The organism is Pseudomonas sp. 2725 (assembly GCF_050434585.1).
Lineage (GTDB): Bacteria > Pseudomonadota > Gammaproteobacteria > Pseudomonadales > Pseudomonadaceae > Aquipseudomonas > Aquipseudomonas jessenii.
This window is the reverse complement of the sequence record NZ_JBNDIV010000006.1, coordinates 109,634-129,347: the sequence shown is the minus strand read 5'-3', so window position 1 is coordinate 129,347 and position 19,714 is coordinate 109,634. Positions and strand designations below refer to the sequence as shown.

The following is a 19,714-nucleotide window of genomic DNA, read 5'->3' as shown; positions in this document are numbered from 1 at the left end:
TTGATGCCACGCCCTGCTCGCATCAGCCGGCTTCTGCTCTGTGGCACCGTCGTCCTGGGGGGCTGTGTACAACTGGGCCCGGATTTCCAGTCGCCGGCCCAGCCCTGGGTCGACCACTGGAACAGCCCGGCCCTGGAGGTCGCCGGCCAACAACACGCGCAACCTGACAGCCGCCAATGGTGGCGCGTGTTCAACGACCCGGTGCTGGACCATTTGATGGCCGAAGCCGATGCCCACAACGCCGACCTGCACCTCGCTGGCCTGCGGGTCATGGAGTCCCGGGCGCAATTGGGTATCGCCCTGAGTGGACGCTACCCGCAATTGCAGCAGGCCAGCGCCGACAGCCTGTACCTGAACCGTCGACAATCGGGCGGCGCCAACCCTCAGGACACGCATTTCTGGCAATACAGCGCCGGTTTCGATATCGGCTGGGAGCTGGATTTCTGGGGGCGTTTCAGCCGTGCCATCGAGTCGGCGGACGCATCCTGGTTTGCCGCCCAGGCCAACTATGAAAATGCCTTGGTGCTGTTGCACGCGCAACTGGCGCAAAACTACTACGCCTTGCGAACCGCCGAGGCGCGCCTGGCCATCGCCCGCAGTAACGCCAAATTGCAAAAACGCAGCTACGAGATCACCGAGCGCCTGTTCAACAGCGGGGCCGAAGCCGAACTTGATCTGCAACAAGCCAAGACCCAGTACCTGGGCACCCTCAGTACCATCCCGGATTTCGAGAGCCAGGTGGCGAGCTTGCGCAATGCGTTGTCCACCCTGATCGGCCAGCCACCCGGCTCGATCCCTGACCTCAATCGCAACACCGGCTTAGTGCCGCTGCTCGATACTGCGATCTTGCAGGATGTGCCGGCCAACCTGCTGGTGCGGCGCCCCGATGTTCGTGCTGCCGAGTTGCAAGTGGCGGCGCAGTCGGCGTTGATCGGTGTGGCCGAGACTGACCTGTACCCCTCCATCAGCCTGCTGGGCAGCATCGTCTGGTCTGCCAGCTCACTCAGCGGTGCATCCAACACCCTGGACATGGTGGCCGGCCCCAGTTTGCGCTGGGACATCTTCGACCACGGCCGGATCACCAACAACGTCCGCGTGCAGGATGCGCGCTTGCAGCAACTGATCGTTATCTACCAGGACAGCGTGCGCCAGGCGGCACGCGAGGCGGACGACGCCGCGACCGGCTTGATCAAGGCACTGGAGCGCGACCGGATCCTCAGCGATGCATCGGTGGCCGCCGAACGTTCGGTGACCCTGGCCAATGCCCAATACCGCGAAGGCTATTCCGATTTCCAGCGCGTGCTGGATGCCCAGCGGGCTCTGTTTGCCCAACAGGATATCTACCTGGTCAACCGTGGCACCGCGGTCAACAGCCTGATCGCCCTATACAAGGCTCTGGGCGGAGGCTGGTACAGCGACCAGCCGATGATCGACCCGGCCACCCGCAAACAAATGCAAGAACGGACCGATTGGGGCGATCTGCTCGACGAACCGAAGGAAAGTGCCAATGACTGACAGCCAACAACCGGCCGCCGAGAAAGCCCCGACACCTGCCGCCGACCCTGCGAAAAAAGCGATCAACTGGGTGGTGCTGCTGATCATCCTGAGTCTGGTCTGGTACCTGATGGCCGACCGTTACACCCCCTACACGCAACAGGCACGGGTGCAGGCCTTCATTGTACCGGTGGCCGCCGAGGTATCCGGCCGGGTGACCAAGGTGCATGTACGCAACAACCAGGACGTAAAGGCTGGCGAATTGCTGTTTGAAGTCAACCCGGAGCAGTACCAGATTGCCGTCGATCGCGCTCGCGCCGACCTTGAGTCGACCCGTCGCCAGGTGGGCGCCAACACCGCCGGTGTCGACTCCAAGCAAGCATCACTGCGTGCATCCCAGGCCAACGAGCTCAAGGCACGCCAGGACATCCAGCGGCTTGAACGCCTGTACAGAGAAGACCCGGGCACCATCTCGCTGCGACGCCTAGAGATATCCCGCGCCACCCTGGAAGAATCCATCAGCCAGGTCGCCGCGGCCAAGGCCGAAGTGCAACGTGCGCGCGAACAACAGGGCGGTAACGAAGACGAAAACGCCCAGTTGCTCAGTGCCGCCAGCAACCTTGAAAAAGCCGAGCTGGACTTGAGCAATACGAAGGTCCACGCGCGCTCGGCCGGCCTGATCACCGATCTGCGCACCGATGTCGGCCAGTTTGCTTCCGCCGGTGCGCCGGTGATGACCCTGATCGCCATCCACGATGTGTGGATCAGCGCCGACATGACCGAAAACAATCTGGGAAGTGTCCAGCCCGGGACGCCAGTGTCCATCGTCCTCGACGCCCTGCCGGGGAGAATTTTCAAAGGCCATGTGCGCAGCGTCGGCTATGGCGTCGATATCGGCCAGACCACCCAGCCGGGCAGCCTGCCGAAAGTGGAGAACAGCCGCGACTGGCTACGCCCTGCCCAGCGCTTTCCGGTGATCATCGAGTTCGAGCCCGGTGAGTTGACCAGCCCGCAAGGCATCCGGTCCGGCGGGCAGGCCGAAGTCATGGCATTTCCGAGTGAAAGTAACCCACTGAATATCCTGGGTCGCCTGTTCCTGCGCCTGATGAGCTGGATGTCCTATGCGTATTGAGCGCCCGCCCCGGGTTCAGCGCGCCCTGCGCCTGAGCTTCGGCACGGCGCTGTGCCTGGCGGCGAGCTTTGGTCTGGCCCTGCCCATCCCGTTCCTCTCTCCGATGCTGGCGCTGATGATGCTGGCAGCGATGAACCGACCATTGCCGTTCAAGGCCAGCCTGGGCCTGATCCTGATCCTTATGCTGACCACCGGGACCGGCCTGTTGCTCATTCCCCTGCTGCGTTACTACCCGTTCAGCGGTGTGCTGCTGGTAGGGCTATGCCTGTTCCTGGCCTTCGGTTATGGCTTGCGCGGCGGCAACCCGCTGGTGGCGACGTTTCTGGTGGTGGGCCTGACCTTGATCAGTTCGGCCGGAACCGCTGAATTCGCCCTGGCGCTTGAGGTGATCGTGGCCCTGGTCAAGGGGCTGTTCCTTGCCGTCACCACGCTGACCATAAGCCATTGGCTGTTTCCCGACCCCGCCAGTGCCCCCGCGGCCAAACCCGGCCCGAGCCTTACTCCAACCGAAAGCAGTTGGCTGGCGCTACGTGCCACGCTGGTGGTACTGCCGACTTTCCTGCTGGCCATGATCGACCCGGCCAGCTACCTGCCGATCATCATGAAAGCCGTCAGCCTCGGCCAACAAAGCTGCGCGACCAGTGCCCGCACCGCCGGCCAGGAGTTGCTCGGCTCGACCCTGCTCGGTGGCCTGATGGCAATTCTTTTCTGGTGCGCACTCAGCCTGTTCGTCAACCTGTGGATGTTCTTTCTGTGGATGCTGCTGTTCGGTTTGCTGGTGGCCAGAAAACTCTACGGTGTGGCCATGACTCGACAACCACCGAGTTTCTGGCTCAACAGCCTGGCGACCCTGATCATTCTGCTCGGCCAATCGGTACAGGACAGTGCAGCGGGCAAGGACGTCTACACCGCCTTCGCCATCCGCATGGGCCTGTTCATACTGGTGACCTTGTACGCCTGTGTCATGGTCCATCTGCTGGACATGCGGCGGGAGCGTCGAATTACGACCGCCTAGAAACAGAAAAACCCCCTGAGAAGGGGGTTTTTCACCTGTGGATAACTTATTCCACAGTGACCGACTTCGCCAGGTTGCGCGGCTGGTCAACGTCGGTGCCCTTGAGTACGGCAACGTAGTACGACAGCAGTTGCAGCGGGATGGTGTAGAGAATCGGCGACAGGATGTCGTGGATGTGCGGCATGTGCACAACGTGAGTGCCTTCACCGTTGGTCATGCCGGCCTTCTCGTCAGCGAAGACGATCAACTGGCCACCGCGGGCGCGGACTTCCTGAAGGTTGGACTTCAACTTCTCCAGCAGTTCGTTGTTCGGCGCCACGGTCACCACTGGCATGTCGTTATCCACAAGCGCCAACGGGCCGTGTTTCAGCTCGCCGGCCGGATAGGCTTCAGCGTGGATGTAGGAGATTTCCTTGAGCTTGAGTGCCCCTTCCATCGCGACCGGGAACTGCGCGCCACGGCCGAGGAACAGCGTGTGGTGTTTCTCGGCGAACAGCTCGGAGATTTTTTCCACGGTGCTGTCCATGGCCAGCGCCTCGCCCAGACGGGTCGGCAAACGACGCAACTCTTCGACCAACGTCGCTTCGACACCTTTGGCCAAGGTGCCACGAACCTGACCCAGGGAAAGCGTCAGCAACAACAGGCCAACCAATTGCGTGGTGAAGGCTTTGGTCGAAGCCACACCGATTTCGCGTCCGGCCTGGGTCAACAGGGTCAGATCGGACTCACGCACCAAGGAGCTGATGCCGACGTTGCAGATCGCCAGGCTGGCCAGGAAGCCCAGTTCCTTGGCGTTGCGCAGCGCGGCCAGGGTGTCGGCGGTTTCGCCGGACTGAGAAATGGTCACGAACAAGGTGTCCGGCTGCACCACCACCTTGCGGTAGCGGAATTCGCTGGCGACTTCGACCTGGCAAGGAATGCCGGCCAACTCTTCGAGCCAGTAACGCGCGACCATGCCGGCGTGGTAACTGGTGCCACACGCGACGATCTGTACGTTACGCACTTTGGCGAACAGTTCGGCAGCCTGTGGGCCGAATGCCTGTACCAGTACCTGGTTCTGGCTCAGGCGACCTTCCAGGGTGCGCTGCACCACGGACGGTTGCTCGTGGATTTCCTTGAGCATGAAGTGGCGGAACTCGCCCTTTTCAGCGGCTTCGGCGCCGTCGCGATACTGCACGGCTTCGCGCTCGACGACCTTGCCGTCAACGTCCCAGATCTGCACGCTGTCGCGGCGGATTTCAGCGATATCGCCTTCTTCCAGATACATGAAACGGTCAGTAACCTGACGCAGGGCCAACTGGTCGGATGCCAGGAAGTTTTCCCCAAGGCCCAGGCCGATTACCAGCGGGCTGCCGCTGCGGGCTGCGACCAGACGATCCGGTTGCTGCGCGCTGATCACTGCCAGGCCGTAAGCACCGTGCAACTCTTTGACGGTCGCCTTGAGGGCGACGGTCAGATCGCGCAGATCCTTGAGTTTGTGGTTCAGCAGGTGGGAGATGACTTCAGTGTCGGTGTCCGAGGTGAACACATAGCCCAAGGCTTTGAGTTGTTCACGCAGGGCTTCGTGGTTTTCGATGATGCCGTTGTGCACCACCGCCAGGTCACCGGAGAAATGCGGGTGGGCATTGCGCTCGCACGGCGCACCGTGGGTGGCCCAGCGCGTGTGGGCAATGCCCAGGCGACCGACCAGCGGCTCGGTGGTCAACGCCTGCTCCAGCTCACTGACCTTGCCCGGACGACGCACGCGCTCGAGTTTTTCATCGTTGGTGTAGACCGCCACGCCAGCGCTGTCATACCCACGGTATTCGAGGCGTTTCAGGCCTTCGACGAGGATGGCGGTGATGTTACGTTCTGCGACTGCGCCGACAATTCCACACATGCTATTTCTCCTGACTGACAGCCGCGCAAATCAAAGTGATGCCGCGGGCCTGAATCTGATCGCGAGCCTCAAGGGGCAGGCGTTCATCGGTAATAATGGTATGGACACTGCTCCATGGCAGCTCCAGGTTTGGAATCTTGCGGCCGATCTTGTCGGCCTCCACCATCACGACTACTTCGCGGGCGACTTCAGCCATGACCCGGCTCAGCCCGAGCAGCTCGTTGAAGGTGGTTGTACCGCGAACCAGATCGATGCCATCAGCGCCGATAAACAGCTGGTCGAAGTCGTAGGAGCGCAGTACCTGCTCGGCAACCTGCCCCTGAAAGGACTCGGAATGCGGGTCCCAGGTGCCACCGGTCATCAACAGCACCGGTTCGTGCTCAAGTTCGCTCAGGGCATTGGCGACATGCAGCGAGTTGGTCATCACCACCAGACCGGGTTGCTGTCCGAGTTCCGGGATCATGGAAGCGGTGGTACTGCCACTGTCGATAATGATGCGCGCATGCTCGCGAATTCGCGCGACGGCGGCGCGGGCGATGGCTTGTTTGTATTTGGAAACCGGCTGACCAATGTCGGCCACCAGTTCCTGAGGCAGGGTGATCGCCCCGCCGTAACGACGCAGCAACAGGCCATTGCTTTCAAGTGCCGCCAGATCCTTGCGAATCGTAACTTCCGACGTTTCGAAGCGCTTGGCCAACTCATCCACACTGACTTCGCCCTGCTGATTGAGCAAGGCGAGGATGTTGTGACGACGCTGAGGTGTGTTGCGCTTTGACATGAGCTGGTAAGTTTCGTTTCGAAAGATAGCGGAAGCAATCAAAACCTATCAGCGAAACTTCGTCAAGCACCATGCGATAAAAAGAGCTGTGGATAACCCTGTGTAGGAGCGAGCTCGCTCGCGATGGACTTAAGGGCGCTGCTTTTATTCAGACTGACCTCGTCATCATTGACGTCCATCGCGAGCAAGCTCGCTCCTACAAGGGAGTTGTGGATAACTCAGCCCTTCTTGATCTTCTCCGGCCGCTTCCAGCCGTCGATGTTCTTCTGACGAGCACGCCCGATGGCCAACTGGGATTTATCCACAGTCGAAGTAATAGTCGAGCCAGCCGCCGTGGTCGCACCGGCCAGGATATCCACAGGCGCTACCAACGAGTTGTTGGAACCAATGAACACATCTTCGCCCAACACGGTTTTCCACTTGTTGGCGCCGTCGTAGTTGCAAGTGATGGTGCCGGCACCAATGTTGGTGCGCGCCCCGACTTCGGCATCGCCCAGGTAAGTCAGATGACCGGCCTTGGCACCTTCGCCCAGGTGAGCATTTTTCAACTCGACGAAGTTACCCACATGCGCCCGGGCTTCCAGCACGGTACCTGGACGCAGACGCGCAAACGGGCCGGCATCGCTGCCTTCACCCAGAATGGCACCTTCGATATGACTGTTGGCCTTGATGACCACGCCTTTGCGCAGGGTGCTGTCCTTGATCACGCAGTTCGGGCCAATCACCACGTCATCTTCAATGACCACCTTGCCTTCAAGGATCACGTTGATGTCGATCAGCACGTCGCGCCCGACCGTCACTACGCCACGAACATCGAAACGAGCCGGGTCGCGCAGCGTCACACCTTGAGCCATCAAACGACGACCGGCGCGCAATTGATAATGCCGCTCAAGTTCGGAAAGCTGCTTGCGGTCATTGGCGCCCTGCACTTCCATGGCGTCGTGCGGTTGCTCGGTGGCCACAACCAGACCATCGCTCACTGCCATGGCAATGATGTCGGTCAGGTAGTACTCGCCCTGGGCGTTGTTGTTGGAGAGACGGCTCATCCAGTCGCCGAGACGGGCAAAAGGCAGCGCCAGAATGCCGGTATTGCCTTCGGTGATCTGGCGTTGGGCTTCATCGGCATCTTTCTGCTCGACAATGGCGGCAACCTTGCCAGCGCCATCACGAACGATGCGGCCGTAACCGGTCGGATCGTCCAGTTCGACGGTCAGCAGGCCCAATTGCTCTGGACCCACCTGCTTGAGCAGGCGCTGCAGTGTTTCGACCTCAATCAACGGCACATCACCGTAGAGCACCAGCACGGTGTCGGACTGAATGAACGGAACGGCTTGAGCAACGGCGTGGCCGGTACCCAACTGTTTATCCTGCAGGACGAAGTTCAGGTCATCCGCCGCCAGGCGTTCGCGCACCGCATCGGCACCATGACCGATCACGACGTGAATGCGCTGTGGATCAAGTTGCCGGGCGCTGTGGATAACATGGCCGAGCATGGAGTTGCCGGCAATCGGGTGCAAAACTTTCGGCAAAGCAGAACGCATACGCGTGCCTTGGCCAGCAGCGAGAATAACGATTTCAAGAGACATGACTGGCTACCAATCCTGGGTGGTCAGCGGCTGCGACCGGGTTGTAAAAATCGGAAAAGAAAAAAGGGTAGCCGAGGCTACCCTTTTTAATCAATCACACAACAAGTGCAGCCTTAGTGGCCGAACTTCTTGCGGATCTGCTGGACGGTGCGCAGCTGAGCTGCAGCCTCGGCCAGACGTGCGGCAGCAGAACCGTAATCGAATTCCGCGCCACGTTCATGCAAGGCCTTCTCGGCTGCCTTAACGGCTTCCTGAGCGGAGGCTTCATCCAGGTCGGCAGCACGTTGCACGGTGTCGGCAAGAACCTTGACCATGTTCGGCTGAACCTCGAGGAAACCACCGGAGATGTAATACACCTCCTCTTCCCCGCCCTGCTTGACCAGGCGGATCGGACCTGGCTTCAGATTAGTGATCAGCGGCGCGTGACCCAGAGCGATACCAAGATCACCCAGTGCACCGTGCGCAATCACCATCTCGACCAGACCGGAAAAGATTTCTCCTTCCGCGCTGACGATATCGCAATGGACTGTCATAGCCATCTGATTGCCTCAACCTAAATTAGCGCCCGTTGCCGGGCGCCGGGATTACAGTTTCTTGGCTTTCTCGATCGCTTCTTCGATGCCGCCAACCATGTAGAACGCTTGTTCTGGCAGGTGGTCGTAGTCACCGTTGAGGATGCCTTTGAAGCCAGCAATGGTGTCTTTCAGGGAAACGTATTTACCCGATGCACCGGTGAAGACTTCAGCCACGAAGAACGGCTGCGACAAGAAGCGCTGGATCTTACGAGCACGGTTTACCAACTGCTTGTCGGCTTCCGACAGCTCGTCCATACCCAGGATCGCAATGATGTCCTTCAGTTCTTTGTAACGCTGCAGAACGTACTGAACGCCGCGAGCGGTGTCGTAGTGGTCCTGGCCGATTACGTTCGGGTCCAGCTGGCGCGAAGTCGAGTCGAGTGGATCGACCGCTGGGTAGATACCCAGGGAAGCGATGTCACGGGACAGAACGACGGTAGCGTCCAAGTGGGCGAAGGTGGTCGCTGGCGACGGGTCGGTCAAGTCATCCGCAGGTACGTATACCGCTTGGATCGAAGTGATCGAACCTTCCTTGGTCGAAGTGATACGTTCTTGCAGAACGCCCATCTCTTCAGCCAGGGTCGGCTGGTAACCTACTGCCGAAGGCATACGGCCCAGCAGTGCGGATACTTCAGTACCGGCCAGGGTGTAACGGTAGATGTTGTCGACGAACAGCAGTACGTCGTTACCTTCGTCACGGAACTTCTCGGCCATGGTCAGGCCGGTCAGTGCTACGCGCAGACGGTTACCCGGCGGCTCGTTCATCTGACCGTAAACCAGTGCCACTTTGTCCAGAACGTTGGAGTCCTTCATCTCGTGGTAGAAGTCGTTACCCTCACGAGTACGCTCACCCACACCGGCGAACACGGAATAACCGCTGTGCTCGATGGCGATGTTACGGATCAGTTCCATCATGTTTACGGTTTTGCCTACACCGGCACCACCGAACAGACCGACTTTACCGCCTTTGGCGAACGGGCAAACCAGGTCGATAACCTTGATGCCGGTTTCCAGCAGGTCGTTGCCGCCTGCTTGTTCAGCGAACGAAGGCGCTGGACGGTGAATGCCCCAACGCTCTTCAGTGGCGATAGGGCCAGCTTCGTCGATCGGGTTGCCCAGAACGTCCATGATCCGGCCCAGAGTCGCTTTACCGACCGGTACGGAGATGGCTGCGCCAGAGTCGGTAACTTCCAGACCGCGCTTCAGGCCTTCGGTGGAACCCATCGCAATGGTACGAACCACGCCGTCGCCCAGCTGCTGCTGAACTTCCAGAGTGGTCCCGGCCGCGCTTTGTACTGTCAGCGCGTTGTAGATGCTCGGTACGCTGTCGCGTGGAAATTCCACGTCGATAACGGCGCCGATGATTTGAACGATACGTCCGCTACTCATAGCTGGATCCTCTGAATATTTGAACCGTTAAACCGCGGCAGCGCCGCCGACGATTTCCGAGATCTCTTGGGTGATCGCAGCCTGACGCGCCTTGTTGTAGACCAGCTGCAAATCGCTGATCAAATCACCGGCGTTGTCGGTAGCGTTCTTCATCGCGATCATCCGCGCAGCTTGTTCAGCCGCGTTGTTCTCGACCACCGCCTGGTAGACCTGCGACTCCACGTAACGGACCATCAAGCCGTCGAGCAGCTCCTTGGCATCCGGTTCGTAGAGATAGTCCCAGTGGTGCTTGAGGTCTTGATCCGGGGTTGCCACCAGTGGAATCAACTGCTCCACGGTAGGCTGTTGCGTCATGGTGTTGATGAACTTGTTGGACACCACGGACAGGCGGTCAATACGGCCGTCCAGGTAGGCATCCAGCATCACCTTGACGCTGCCGATCAGATCATTGATCGACGGCTCTTCACCCAGGTGGCTGATAGCTGCAACGACGTTACCGCCGAAGTTGCGGAAAAAGGCCGCACCCTTGCTACCAACGACACACAGATCGATCTCGACGCCGTTTTCGCGGTTTACCGCCATGTCCTTGACCAGGGCCTTGAACAGGTTGGTGTTCAAGCCGCCGCACAGACCACGGTCACTGCTCACTACGACATAACCAACACGCTTGATTTCGCGGTCGATCATGAACGGGTGGCGGTATTCCGGGTTGGCGTTGGCCAGATGCCCAATTACCTGGCGGATACGCTCCGCATAAGGACGGCTAGCAGCCATGCGCATTTGTGCCTTGCGCATTTTGCTGACCGCCACTTTTTCCATGGCGCTGGTAATCTTTTGCGTGCTTTTGATGCTCGCAATCTTACTGCGAATCTCTTTTGCGCCTGCCATGTAACACCTATCAGGTTAGCAAGCGGGAGCCTTGCGGCTCCCGCTGCGGCTTACCAGGTTTGGGTGGCCTTGAACTTCTCGATACCGGCTTTCATGCCAGCGTCGATTTCGTCATTGAAGTCACCTTTCACGTTGATCTTCGCCATCAAATCGGCGTGATCGCGGTTGAAGAAAGCAATCAGCGCTTGCTCGAAGCTGCCGATCTTGGCGATTTCAACGTCAGTCAGGAACCCACGCTCAGCGGCATACAGCGACAGCGCCATGTCAGCGATCGACATTGGTGCGTATTGCTTCTGCTTCATCAGCTCGGTAACGCGCTGACCATGCTCAAGTTGCTTACGGGTCGCTTCGTCCAGGTCAGAAGCGAACTGGGCGAATGCCGCCAGTTCACGGTACTGAGCCAGAGCGGTACGGATACCACCGGACAGCTTCTTGATGATCTTGGTCTGAGCGGCACCACCCACACGGGATACCGAAACACCGGCGTTCACTGCAGGACGGATGCCCGAGTTGAACATGGCCGATTCCAGGAAGATCTGACCGTCGGTGATGGAAATCACGTTGGTCGGAACGAACGCGGAAACGTCGCCAGCCTGGGTTTCGATGATCGGCAGTGCGGTCAGGGAACCGGTTTTGCCGGTCACTGCGCCGTTGGTGAACTTCTCTACGTATTCTTCCGAAACGCGGGATGCGCGCTCCAGCAGACGGGAGTGGAGATAGAACACGTCGCCTGGGTAAGCTTCACGGCCTGGTGGACGGCGCAGCAGCAGGGAAATCTGGCGGTAAGCCACTGCTTGCTTGGACAGATCGTCATAAACGATCAGCGCGTCTTCACCGCGGTCGCGGAAGAATTCACCCATGGTGCAACCGGAGTACGGTGCCAGGAATTGCAGCGCAGGAGATTCCGAAGCACTGGCAGCCACGATGATCGTGTTGGCCAGGGCGCCGTTTTCTTCCAGCTTGCGAACCACGTTGGCGATGGTCGATTGTTTCTGACCGATTGCTACGTAGACGCAGAAAATGCCGCTGTTCTTCTGGTTGATGATCGCGTCGATCGCCAGAGCGGTTTTACCGATCTGACGGTCACCGATGATCAGCTCACGCTGGCCACGGCCGACAGGGATCATGGCATCGACAGCCTTGTAGCCAGTCTGTACAGGCTGGTCTACCGACTTACGCCAGATCACGCCTGGAGCAACTTTCTCGACCGCGTCGGTCTCGGTGTTGCCCAGTGGACCTTTGCCGTCAACAGGGTTACCCAGTGCGTCGACTACGCGACCCAGCAGTTCCTTACCAACCGGAACTTCCAGGATGCGGCCAGTGCACTTGGCGCTCATGCCTTCAGCCAGAGACTGGTATGCGCCCAATACAACGGCACCTACGGAGTCTTGCTCCAGGTTGAGGGCCATACCGAAGACGCCGCCCGGAAACTCGATCATCTCGCCGTACATTACGTCGGCCAGACCGTGAATCCGCACGATACCGTCAGATACGCTGACGACAGTGCCTTCGTTACGGGCTTGGGAGGTCACATCGAGCTTGTCGATGCGGCCCTTGATAATTTCACTTATTTCGGAAGGATTGAGTTGCTGCATTGCTCTGCTGCCCCTTCAAACTCAAGATTTCAATGCTTCGGCAAGTTTCGCGATTTTGCCGCGAATCGAGCCATCGATAACCAGGTCGCCGGCGCGGATGACGACACCACCAATAAGGGCAGCGTCCTCCGCAACTTGCAGGCGCACTTCCCGGTTGAGTCGTGCACTGAGAACCTTGGCGAGTTTGTCTTGCTGTTCTTGGTTCAATGCGAAAGCACTGGTGACTTCAACGTCTACCGATTTCTCTTGTTCGGCCTTGTACAGGTCGAACAGAGCGGCGATCTCCGGCAACAGCGGGAGACGGTCGTTTTCGGCAACGACGTGGATGAAGTTCTGTGCCTTGGCATCAAACTTGTCGCCGCACACGTCAATAAACGTGGCGGCCTTTTCTGCGCTCGTCAGTCGCGGGGCCTTGAGCACGCGCTGCATGGTGTCGTCTTCCGACACCGCTGCAGCCAGGCCGAGCATGGCTGACCAATTGGCCAGTTGCTGGTGGGCCTGAGCGTGCTCGAAGGCCGCCTTAGCGTAAGGTCGGGCCAACGTGGTCAGTTCTGCCATGATCGCCCTCGCTTAGATTTCAGCAGCCAGTTGGTTAACCAGCTCTGCGTGCGCGTTTTGATCGATTGTGGCACCCAGGATCTTCTCGGCGCCGCCGACTGCCAGCAAGCCCACTTGGGCACGCAGCGCGTCTTTGACACTGTTCAGTTCCTGTTCGATCTCGGCCTGAGCCTGAACCTTCACACGGTCAGCGTCGACACGGGCCTTTTCAACAGCCTCTTCGACAATCTGGTTACCGCGTTTCTTGGCTTGCTCGATGATTTCAGCTGCCTGAGCTTTCGCTTCGCGCAGTTGGTGACCCGCTTTTTCTTGGGCCAACTCCAGGTCGCGAGCTGCACGGCTGGCAGCGTCCAGACCATCAGCGATCTTCTTTTGACGTTCGTGCAGTGCCGCAATGACCGGAGGCCATACGAACTTCATGCAGAACAGTACAAAAATCAGGAACGCAACGGACTGGCCAATCAGGGTCGCATTAATGTTCACGCCAACACCTCGCAGTTACGTTGTCCATCACACCAAATTACCCGGAAGATCCGAGTAATTAGCCAGCGATTTGACCAACGAACGGGTTCGCAAAGGTGAAGAACAGAGCGATACCAACACCGATCATGGTTACGGCGTCGAGCAGACCGGCAACGATGAACATTTTAACTTGCAGCATTGGAACCATTTCTGGCTGACGCGCTGCGCCTTCCAGGAACTTGCCGCCCAGCAGGCCGAAACCAATTGCGGTACCCAGTGCGCCCAGGCCGATCAACAGTGCAACAGCGATAGCGGTTAGACCAACTACAGTTTCCATCTTTCCTCCCGACTTTTACGTCGTATGGTTTAGGTTTTTTAGATTAAAGCGGTAAAACAAATCGTTTCAGATGCCCCGTAAGGAGCACCTTCCCGTTTTACCGGGAAGGACATCAGACTAGTCGAGACTGGCCTTAATGGTTTTCTTCGTGCGCCATCGACAGGTAGACGATGGTCAACATCATGAAGATGAACGCCTGCAGGGTGATGATCAGGATGTGGAACACAGCCCACGCCCACTGCAGAACAACGCCCAGGCCACTAAGCCAGAGCAGACCGCTGCCGAACATCACAGCAATCAGAATGAAGACCAGCTCGCCGGCGTACATGTTGCCGAACAGACGCAGAGCCAGGGAGATCGGCTTGGCGATCAGGGTCACGAATTCCAGCAGGAAGTTCACCGGAATCAGCAGGGCCTGAACGAAGATGTTCTTGCTGCCGAACGGGTGCAGGGTCAGCTCGCCGATGAAGCCGCCGAGGCCCTTGACCTTGATGCTGTAGAAAATGATCAGAGCGAAAACCGAGAACGCCATGCCCAAGGTCGCGTTCGGGTCGGTGGTCGACACGGCGCGGAACGGGATGTGTGCATCGCCGGAGATCCACATGGCTACTTGAGGAATCCAGTCGACCGGTACCAGGTCGACGGCGTTCATCAGGAACACCCAGACGAAGATGGTCAGTGCCAGCGGTGCAATCACCGGGCTACGGCCATGGAAGCTGTCTTTCACGCTGCCATCGACGAATTCGACCAATACTTCAACGAAGTTCTGCAAAGCACCAGGCTGACCGGAAGTCGCTTTCTTGGCCGCCATGCGGAAAAGAAGAACGAAGATCAGACCCAATGCGACCGACCAGCCGAGAGTATCGACGTGGAAAGCCCAGAAGCCCATTTCTTTGGCTTCTGCTGCGGTGTGGGCAAAGCCCCAGCCGCCGGTAGGGTGCTGACCGAAGGTCAGGTTCTGCAAGTGGTGCTGGATATAGCCCGAAGCGGTTGTTTCTGCCATGGTTGCCTCAAACGCCCTAAGGTCTCGAAAGTCTTGTTCTCATCAGCAGGGGAGCGAACCAGCTGACCGACTGAGTCAGCACGAAGGCACCGAATACTGCAATCGGCGCCAGTGGCTTCACACCTGCAAACACCAGTGCAAACAGCACTGCCGTCAAAATCAGTTTGCCTGCCTCGCCGGCATAAAAAGACCGGACGATGGACTGGGCTGCTCGGGCGCCGGAAAACCGAAATGCCCTGTGAGCGAAATAAATATTGGGTAGCAAGGCTATCAGGCCTCCGCAGAGTCCCGAGTACCCGGCAACGACTCCATATCGGTACCAGAGCGCCAAAGCGGCGATCAGCAACACGACAAATTGAGCCATTAACACCGGAAAAACTGCCAGGCGATGGAAGGGCAGGCGGTTTGGCGTGCGGGTTTCCATCACTTTTACTCCCCAATGGTCGGCTGCCGAAATTCAATAACTTGGCATAATTTGTGCCGACAAAATGCGCGCAGAGTATAGGGGCGGTTCTGCCCCTATTCAACTGTCAGGTAGTGATTTCCGACTGCGCGCTACATGAGGAAATGTTTCAGCGGATATGTGCAAGTACGCCTTGAAGCTCATCCAGTGAGTTGTAGCCAATCACCAACTGCCCTTTACCCTTCTTACCGTGGCGGATCTGCACCGCAGAGCCTAGGCGCTCGGCCAGGCGCTGTTCGAGACGGGCGATATCCGGGTCCGGTTTTGCCGCTTCCACAGGCTCCGGTTTACCACTCAACCACTGGCGAACCAGTGCCTCGGTTTGGCGCACGGTCAGCCCGCGTGCGACAACATGTCGCGCCCCTTCAACCTGTTGAATTTCCGGCAAACCGAGCAAAGCACGGGCATGACCCATTTCCAGGTCGCCGTGGGACAACATGGTCTTGATGACTTCCGGCAAGGAAATCAGGCGCAACAGGTTGGCCACTGTCACTCGGGACTTGCCCACAGCCTCGGCCACCTGTTGCTGGGTCAGCTGGAACTCCTGCTGCAACCGCTGCAGGGCCACCGCTTCTTCAATCGGGTTCAGGTCTTCGCGCTGAATGTTCTCGATCAGCGCGATGGCGATCGCGGTTTCATCAGGTACATCGCGAACCATCGCCGGGATGGTTTCCTGCCCGGCCTGCTGGCTGGCGCGCCAGCGGCGTTCGCCGGCAATGATTTCAAAGCGGCCGCTGCCGATCGGGCGAACCACGATGGGCTGCATGACGCCCTGGGCCTTGATCGATTGCGCCAGCTCTTCGAGCGCCTGCGGATCCATGTCACGACGCGGCTGGTACTTGCCGCGCTGGAGCAGGTCCAGGGGGAGATGTTGCAGCTCACGCTGATCGGCTTGCGCCGCTTGTTCTTCCAGCGAGCTGACAGTCGGACCACTCAACAGAGCATCCAGTCCACGTCCGAGACCTCGTTTCTTGACGGCCATGGGGATTCCTTAAGTTGCCTGAGCAGCGGCGATGCGTGAGTTTTTGCGTTGACGACGAACCATTTCGCCCGCCAATGCCAGGTAGGCAACGGCGCCTCGCGAAGCTTTGTCGTACGCCAGCGCCGGCATGCCGTAGCTTGGCGCTTCGGCCAGACGGATATTGCGCGGAATGACGGTGTCGTAGAGCTGCTCGCCGAAGTGTTCCTTGAGCTGCGCCGAGACATCGTTCATCAGGCTCAGGCGTGGGTCGTACATCGTACGCAGCAGGCCTTCGACCTTGAGGTTCGGGTTGAGCAGTTCAGAGATACGCTTGATGTTATCCACAAGGTCGCTCAAGCCTTCGAGTGCGAAGTACTCGCACTGCATGGGGATAATGACCCCGTCAGCGGCAACCAATGCGTTCAAGGTCAGCATCGACAGCGACGGCGGGCAGTCGATCAGGATGTAATCGTAGTTTTCCCGGATCGGCGCCAGCGCGCTGCGCAGACGGCTTTCCTTCATCTGCATTTCCAGCAGCACCACTTCGGCCGCGGTGAGATCGCGGTTGGCCGGCAACAGCTGGTAACCACCGTGTTCGGAGAAGTGCATGGCCTGGGCCAGATCACATTCTCCGATCAGCAGGTCGTAGACCGAGTTTTCCAGGCCATGTTTATCCACACCGCTACCCATGGTGGCGTTGCCCTGTGGATCAAGATCGATCAACAGCACCCGGCGCTTGGTCGCGACCAGGGATGCTGCGAGGTTGATACAGGTGGTGGTTTTGCCCACGCCACCCTTTTGGTTCGCAATCGCGAATACCTTAGCCATTCTTGCTTGTGTTCCCAATCATGCCGTGCGGCGCAGTATCAGCAGATGGCGTTGGCCTTGGCAACCAGGTACGGCCAGGGCGTGTTCGCTATCGAGGTGGAAGTCTGCCGGCAATGCTACCAGCTCATCGGCCGGATGAACGCCCTTCATTGCCAGCCAGCGTGTTTCGCTATCGCCGAGGTGGCGCGTCCAGTTACTGAAGTTCTCCATGCTGCTGAACGCCCGGGAAATGATTCCGTTGAAGGGCTGTGCAGGCTGGAAGGCTTCGACGCGACTGTGGATAACTTGCAGGTTATCCAGTTTGAGTTCGAGTTTGACCTGGGTCAGGAAGCGGGTTTTCTTGCCGTTGCTGTCCAGGCAAGTCACTTGCGACTCTGGAAACAGGATGGCCAACGGAATGCCCGGCATACCACCGCCGCTGCCAACGTCCAGCCACCGGCCGTTTTCGACGAACGACATCACGCTCAAACTATCGAGCAAGTGGCGGGAGACCATCTCGTCCGGATCGCGTACCGCGGTCAGGTTGTAAGCCTTGTTCCATTTTATCAACAGGGACAGATAACCCAGCAGCTGCGCGTGCTGGGTTTCTGTCAGCGTGACACCGAGCTGGCGAGCACCTGTGGATAACTCTTCTGCGTGTTGCGGAGTGACCAACGAACTCAAGCGCTTTGCTCCAACTGACGGCCCGCGCCGCGTTTTTTCAAATGAATCATCAACAGCGAAATGGCTGCCGGCGTAACGCCCGGTATACGCGAGGCCTGGCCCAAGGTTTCTGGACGGGTCGCGCCGAGCTTGCTCTGGATCTCCTTGGAGAGACCGGAAATATTCGTGTAATCGATATCCACAGGCAGTTTGGTGTCTTCGCTGGCGCGCAAGCGGGCGATTTCATCCTGTTGACGATCGATGTAACCGGCGTATTTGGTCTTGATTTCGACCTGTTCGGCGACCTGTGGATCGTCTGCCCCGCCACCGGTCACTTCGATCAGACCAGCGTAGTCGATTTCCGGACGGCTCAAGAGATTGAGCAGGTTGTATTCGTGAGTCAGCGGTGTGCCGAATTTTTCGGCAATCGCATCGCCCTGTTCGGTGCCTGGGCGGACCCAGGTACTTTTCAGGCGCTGCTCTTCCAGTTCGATGCTTTCGCGTTTTTTGCAGAAAGCCGCCCAGCGCATGTCATCCACCAGACCCAGTTCGCGACCTTTTTCGGTCAAACGCAGGTCGGCGTTGTCCTCGCGCAGAATCAGGCGGTACTCGGCACGGGAAGTGAACATGCGGTACGGCTCTTGGGTACCGAGGGTGATCAGGTCGTCGACCAGCACGCCGATATAGGCCTCGTCGCGACGCGGGCACCAAGCCTCTTTGCCTTGCGCACGCAGTGCAGCGTTGGTCCCGGCGAGCAAACCCTGGGCACCGGCTTCTTCGTAACCGGTTGTGCCGTTGATTTGCCCGGCGAAGAACAAGCCGCCGATGACTTTGGTCTCCAGGCTGTATTTCAAATCGCGTGGATCGAAGTAGTCGTACTCGATCGCGTAGCCCGGACGCACGATGTGCGCGTTTTCCATGCCGCGGATCGATTGCACGATCTGCAATTGCACGTCGAACGGCAAGCTTGTGGATATCCCGTTCGGATACAGCTCATGGGTGGTCAAACCTTCCGGTTCGATAAACACCTGATGGCTTTCCTTGTCGGCGAAGCGATGGATCTTGTCTTCGATCGACGGGCAATAACGCGGGCCGATCCCTTCGATCTCACCGGCAGCGGAATACATCGGCGAACGGTCGAGGTTCGCGGCAATGATTTCGTGGGTGCGCGCATTCGTGTGGGTAATCCAGCAGCTGACTTGCTTCGGATGCTGCTCTTTTGACCCCATGAACGACATCACCGGGATAGGCGTATCACCCGGTTGCTCGGACATCACCGAGAAATCCACAGACCGACCGTCGATACGTGGCGGAGTACCGGTTTTCAAACGCCCCACGCGCAATGGCAGTTCACGCAGACGGTGAGCCAGCGCGATCGATGGCGGATCACCGGCGCGACCGCCGGAAAAATTCTGCAAACCGATGTGGATAAGTCCACCGAGGAACGTACCGGTGGTCAACACCACGGAATCAGCGAAGAAACGCAGACCCATTTGGGTGACAACACCACGGACTTGTTCCTGCTCGACGATCAGATCGTCAGCGGCCTGTTGAAATATCCACAGGTTCGGCTGGTTCTCCAGGATTTCGCGGACAGCTGCTTTGTACAGAACCCGGTCTGCCTGCGCGCGGGTTGCTCGCACGGCCGGGCCTTTGCGGCTGTTCAACACGCGAAACTGGATACCGCCTTTATCGGTAGCCATGGCCATCGCGCCGCCGAGGGCGTCGATTTCCTTGACCAGGTGGCTTTTGCCGATCCCGCCAATGGCCGGATTGCAACTCATGGCACCGAGGGTTTCCACGTTATGCGTCAGCAATAGGGTTTTAACTCCCATACGTGCTGAGGCCAGTGCTGCCTCGGTACCGGCATGACCGCCGCCGATGACGATCACTTCAAAACGGGAAGGGAAATCCACCACGCACCTCGTGCCTGCTTAAGTAGGTAATTCAGGAATAGTTTGAGCTCAGGTTTTTGGACCTGGTCGACAAGTATAGGGACTTCGCCCTTCCTAAAGAACCCTTTGCACAAAATTTAACCAGCTGTGGAAAAGTCGGAGTTATAGAAATTAAAAAGAAAGAAATTTATTAAATCTTTGTTTTTATGTTTATTTCTATGCACCTACCTTTCT

General features: G+C 58.5%; 19 protein-coding genes. 3 read left to right on the top strand and 16 right to left on the bottom strand.

All coding sequences use genetic code 11. The features are described 5' to 3' along the window. Window positions 1-3: 3 nt before the first annotated feature. The 3 genes from ABIE16_RS18335 to ABIE16_RS18325 are packed head-to-tail and all read left to right on the top strand — an operon-like array spanning window position 4 to window position 3,641. Window positions 4-1,515, top strand: a complete 1,512-nt coding sequence (locus ABIE16_RS18335) for an efflux transporter outer membrane subunit (protein ID WP_057712668.1) — start codon at window positions 4-6, stop codon at window positions 1,513-1,515. Continuing rightward, window positions 1,508-2,626, top strand: coding sequence for an HlyD family secretion protein (locus ABIE16_RS18330; protein WP_429521694.1), 1,119 nt, complete (start codon window positions 1,508-1,510; stop codon window positions 2,624-2,626). The genes ABIE16_RS18335 and ABIE16_RS18330 overlap by 8 nt, the downstream gene beginning before the upstream one ends. Beyond that, entirely contained in the window at window positions 2,616-3,641 is a 1,026-nt protein-coding gene (locus ABIE16_RS18325) for a DUF2955 domain-containing protein (RefSeq protein ID WP_057712666.1), read from the top strand. The genes ABIE16_RS18330 and ABIE16_RS18325 overlap by 11 nt, the downstream gene beginning before the upstream one ends. 46 nt (window positions 3,642-3,687) lie before the next feature. Here the strand turns inward: ABIE16_RS18325 and glmS are convergent, their stop codons facing one another. The 16 genes from glmS to mnmG all read right to left on the bottom strand — a co-directional run bounded on the left by glmS (window position 3,688) and on the right by mnmG (window position 19,501). Then, window positions 3,688-5,520 carry a glutamine--fructose-6-phosphate transaminase (isomerizing) gene (gene glmS / locus ABIE16_RS18320; protein WP_057712665.1) on the bottom strand — a complete coding sequence of 611 codons (1,833 nt, stop codon included), beginning with the start codon at window positions 5,518-5,520 and terminating at the stop codon, window positions 3,688-3,690. Window position 5,521: 1 nt separating this feature from the next. Continuing rightward, window positions 5,522-6,298: a DeoR family transcriptional regulator gene (locus tag ABIE16_RS18315; protein WP_057712664.1), complete on the bottom strand. Its 777-nt coding sequence runs from the start codon at window positions 6,296-6,298 to the stop codon at window positions 5,522-5,524. A 218-nt stretch (window positions 6,299-6,516) separates the two neighbouring features. Continuing rightward, complete coding sequence (glmU, locus tag ABIE16_RS18310) at window positions 6,517-7,884, bottom strand: bifunctional UDP-N-acetylglucosamine diphosphorylase/glucosamine-1-phosphate N-acetyltransferase GlmU (RefSeq protein WP_218494553.1); 1,368 nt, start codon at window positions 7,882-7,884, stop codon at window positions 6,517-6,519. 113 nt (window positions 7,885-7,997) lie between these two features. After that, a complete protein-coding gene (locus ABIE16_RS18305; RefSeq protein ID WP_007969909.1) occupies window positions 7,998-8,423 on the bottom strand; it encodes a F0F1 ATP synthase subunit epsilon in 426 nt (141 codons plus the stop codon). A gap of 45 nt (window positions 8,424-8,468) precedes the next feature. Continuing rightward, window positions 8,469-9,848: a F0F1 ATP synthase subunit beta gene (gene atpD, locus ABIE16_RS18300; protein ID WP_008002330.1), complete on the bottom strand. Its 1,380-nt coding sequence runs from the start codon at window positions 9,846-9,848 to the stop codon at window positions 8,469-8,471. A 27-nt stretch (window positions 9,849-9,875) separates the two neighbouring features. Next, window positions 9,876-10,736, bottom strand: a complete 861-nt coding sequence (gene atpG, locus ABIE16_RS18295; protein WP_008045673.1) for a F0F1 ATP synthase subunit gamma — start codon at window positions 10,734-10,736, stop codon at window positions 9,876-9,878. A gap of 50 nt (window positions 10,737-10,786) precedes the next feature. Then, window positions 10,787-12,331 carry a F0F1 ATP synthase subunit alpha gene (gene atpA, locus ABIE16_RS18290; RefSeq protein ID WP_030132553.1) on the bottom strand — a complete coding sequence of 515 codons (1,545 nt, stop codon included), beginning with the start codon at window positions 12,329-12,331 and terminating at the stop codon, window positions 10,787-10,789. 21 nt (window positions 12,332-12,352) lie between these two features. Continuing rightward, window positions 12,353-12,889, bottom strand: coding sequence for a F0F1 ATP synthase subunit delta (locus ABIE16_RS18285; protein ID WP_008045680.1), 537 nt, complete (start codon window positions 12,887-12,889; stop codon window positions 12,353-12,355). Between the two features lie 12 nt (window positions 12,890-12,901). Then, on the bottom strand, window positions 12,902-13,372 hold the full coding sequence (locus ABIE16_RS18280) for a F0F1 ATP synthase subunit B (protein WP_008045681.1): 471 nt from the start codon (window positions 13,370-13,372) through the stop codon (window positions 12,902-12,904). Window positions 13,373-13,430: 58 nt separating this feature from the next. Next, complete coding sequence (gene atpE / locus ABIE16_RS18275; protein ID WP_003097235.1) at window positions 13,431-13,688, bottom strand: F0F1 ATP synthase subunit C; 258 nt, start codon at window positions 13,686-13,688, stop codon at window positions 13,431-13,433. Between the two features lie 133 nt (window positions 13,689-13,821). Next, window positions 13,822-14,691 carry a F0F1 ATP synthase subunit A gene (atpB, locus tag ABIE16_RS18270; protein ID WP_090452265.1) on the bottom strand — a complete coding sequence of 290 codons (870 nt, stop codon included), beginning with the start codon at window positions 14,689-14,691 and terminating at the stop codon, window positions 13,822-13,824. Window positions 14,692-14,707: 16 nt separating this feature from the next. Beyond that, window positions 14,708-15,115, bottom strand: a complete 408-nt coding sequence (locus tag ABIE16_RS18265) for a F0F1 ATP synthase subunit I (RefSeq protein ID WP_057712661.1) — start codon at window positions 15,113-15,115, stop codon at window positions 14,708-14,710. Between the two features lie 148 nt (window positions 15,116-15,263). Next, on the bottom strand, window positions 15,264-16,136 hold the full coding sequence (locus ABIE16_RS18260; protein ID WP_057712660.1) for a ParB/RepB/Spo0J family partition protein: 873 nt from the start codon (window positions 16,134-16,136) through the stop codon (window positions 15,264-15,266). A 9-nt stretch (window positions 16,137-16,145) separates the two neighbouring features. Then, window positions 16,146-16,943 (bottom strand): ParA family protein, encoded by a 798-nt coding sequence (locus ABIE16_RS18255; RefSeq protein ID WP_046038783.1) that lies wholly within the window; start codon window positions 16,941-16,943, stop codon window positions 16,146-16,148. Between the two features lie 18 nt (window positions 16,944-16,961). Then, window positions 16,962-17,606 (bottom strand): 16S rRNA (guanine(527)-N(7))-methyltransferase RsmG, encoded by a 645-nt coding sequence (gene rsmG / locus ABIE16_RS18250; protein WP_057712659.1) that lies wholly within the window; start codon window positions 17,604-17,606, stop codon window positions 16,962-16,964. Continuing rightward, on the bottom strand, window positions 17,603-19,501 hold the full coding sequence (gene mnmG, locus ABIE16_RS18245; protein ID WP_218494552.1) for a tRNA uridine-5-carboxymethylaminomethyl(34) synthesis enzyme MnmG: 1,899 nt from the start codon (window positions 19,499-19,501) through the stop codon (window positions 17,603-17,605). The genes rsmG and mnmG overlap by 4 nt, the downstream gene beginning before the upstream one ends. Between the last annotated feature and the right edge of the window lie 213 nt (window positions 19,502-19,714).

Excerpts from the sequence above, each read along its gene's own strand:
- atpA (WP_030132553.1), bottom strand. The coding sequence starts at position 12,331 with ATGCAGCAACTCAATCCTTCCGAAATAAGTGAAATTATCAAGGGCCGC.
- ABIE16_RS18255 (WP_046038783.1), bottom strand. The coding sequence starts at position 16,943 with ATGGCTAAGGTATTCGCGATTGCGAACCAAAAGGGTGGCGTGGGCAAA.
- atpB (WP_090452265.1), bottom strand. The coding sequence starts at position 14,691 with ATGGCAGAAACAACCGCTTCGGGCTATATCCAGCACCACTTGCAGAAC.
- ABIE16_RS18335 (WP_057712668.1), top strand. The coding sequence starts at position 4 with ATGCCACGCCCTGCTCGCATCAGCCGGCTTCTGCTCTGTGGCACCGTC.
- ABIE16_RS18260 (WP_057712660.1), bottom strand. The coding sequence starts at position 16,136 with ATGGCCGTCAAGAAACGAGGTCTCGGACGTGGACTGGATGCTCTGTTG.
- ABIE16_RS18325 (WP_057712666.1), top strand. The coding sequence starts at position 2,616 with ATGCGTATTGAGCGCCCGCCCCGGGTTCAGCGCGCCCTGCGCCTGAGC.
- atpG (WP_008045673.1), bottom strand. The coding sequence starts at position 10,736 with ATGGCAGGCGCAAAAGAGATTCGCAGTAAGATTGCGAGCATCAAAAGC.
- glmU (WP_218494553.1), bottom strand. The coding sequence starts at position 7,884 with ATGTCTCTTGAAATCGTTATTCTCGCTGCTGGCCAAGGCACGCGTATG.
- atpD (WP_008002330.1), bottom strand. The coding sequence starts at position 9,848 with ATGAGTAGCGGACGTATCGTTCAAATCATCGGCGCCGTTATCGACGTG.
- ABIE16_RS18285 (WP_008045680.1), bottom strand. The coding sequence starts at position 12,889 with ATGGCAGAACTGACCACGTTGGCCCGACCTTACGCTAAGGCGGCCTTC.
- ABIE16_RS18315 (WP_057712664.1), bottom strand. The coding sequence starts at position 6,298 with ATGTCAAAGCGCAACACACCTCAGCGTCGTCACAACATCCTCGCCTTG.
- ABIE16_RS18330 (WP_429521694.1), top strand. The coding sequence starts at position 1,508 with ATGACTGACAGCCAACAACCGGCCGCCGAGAAAGCCCCGACACCTGCC.
- atpE (WP_003097235.1), bottom strand. The coding sequence starts at position 13,688 with ATGGAAACTGTAGTTGGTCTAACCGCTATCGCTGTTGCACTGTTGATC.
- glmS (WP_057712665.1), bottom strand. The coding sequence starts at position 5,520 with ATGTGTGGAATTGTCGGCGCAGTCGCAGAACGTAACATCACCGCCATC.
- ABIE16_RS18305 (WP_007969909.1), bottom strand. The coding sequence starts at position 8,423 with ATGGCTATGACAGTCCATTGCGATATCGTCAGCGCGGAAGGAGAAATC.
- ABIE16_RS18265 (WP_057712661.1), bottom strand. The coding sequence starts at position 15,115 with ATGGAAACCCGCACGCCAAACCGCCTGCCCTTCCATCGCCTGGCAGTT.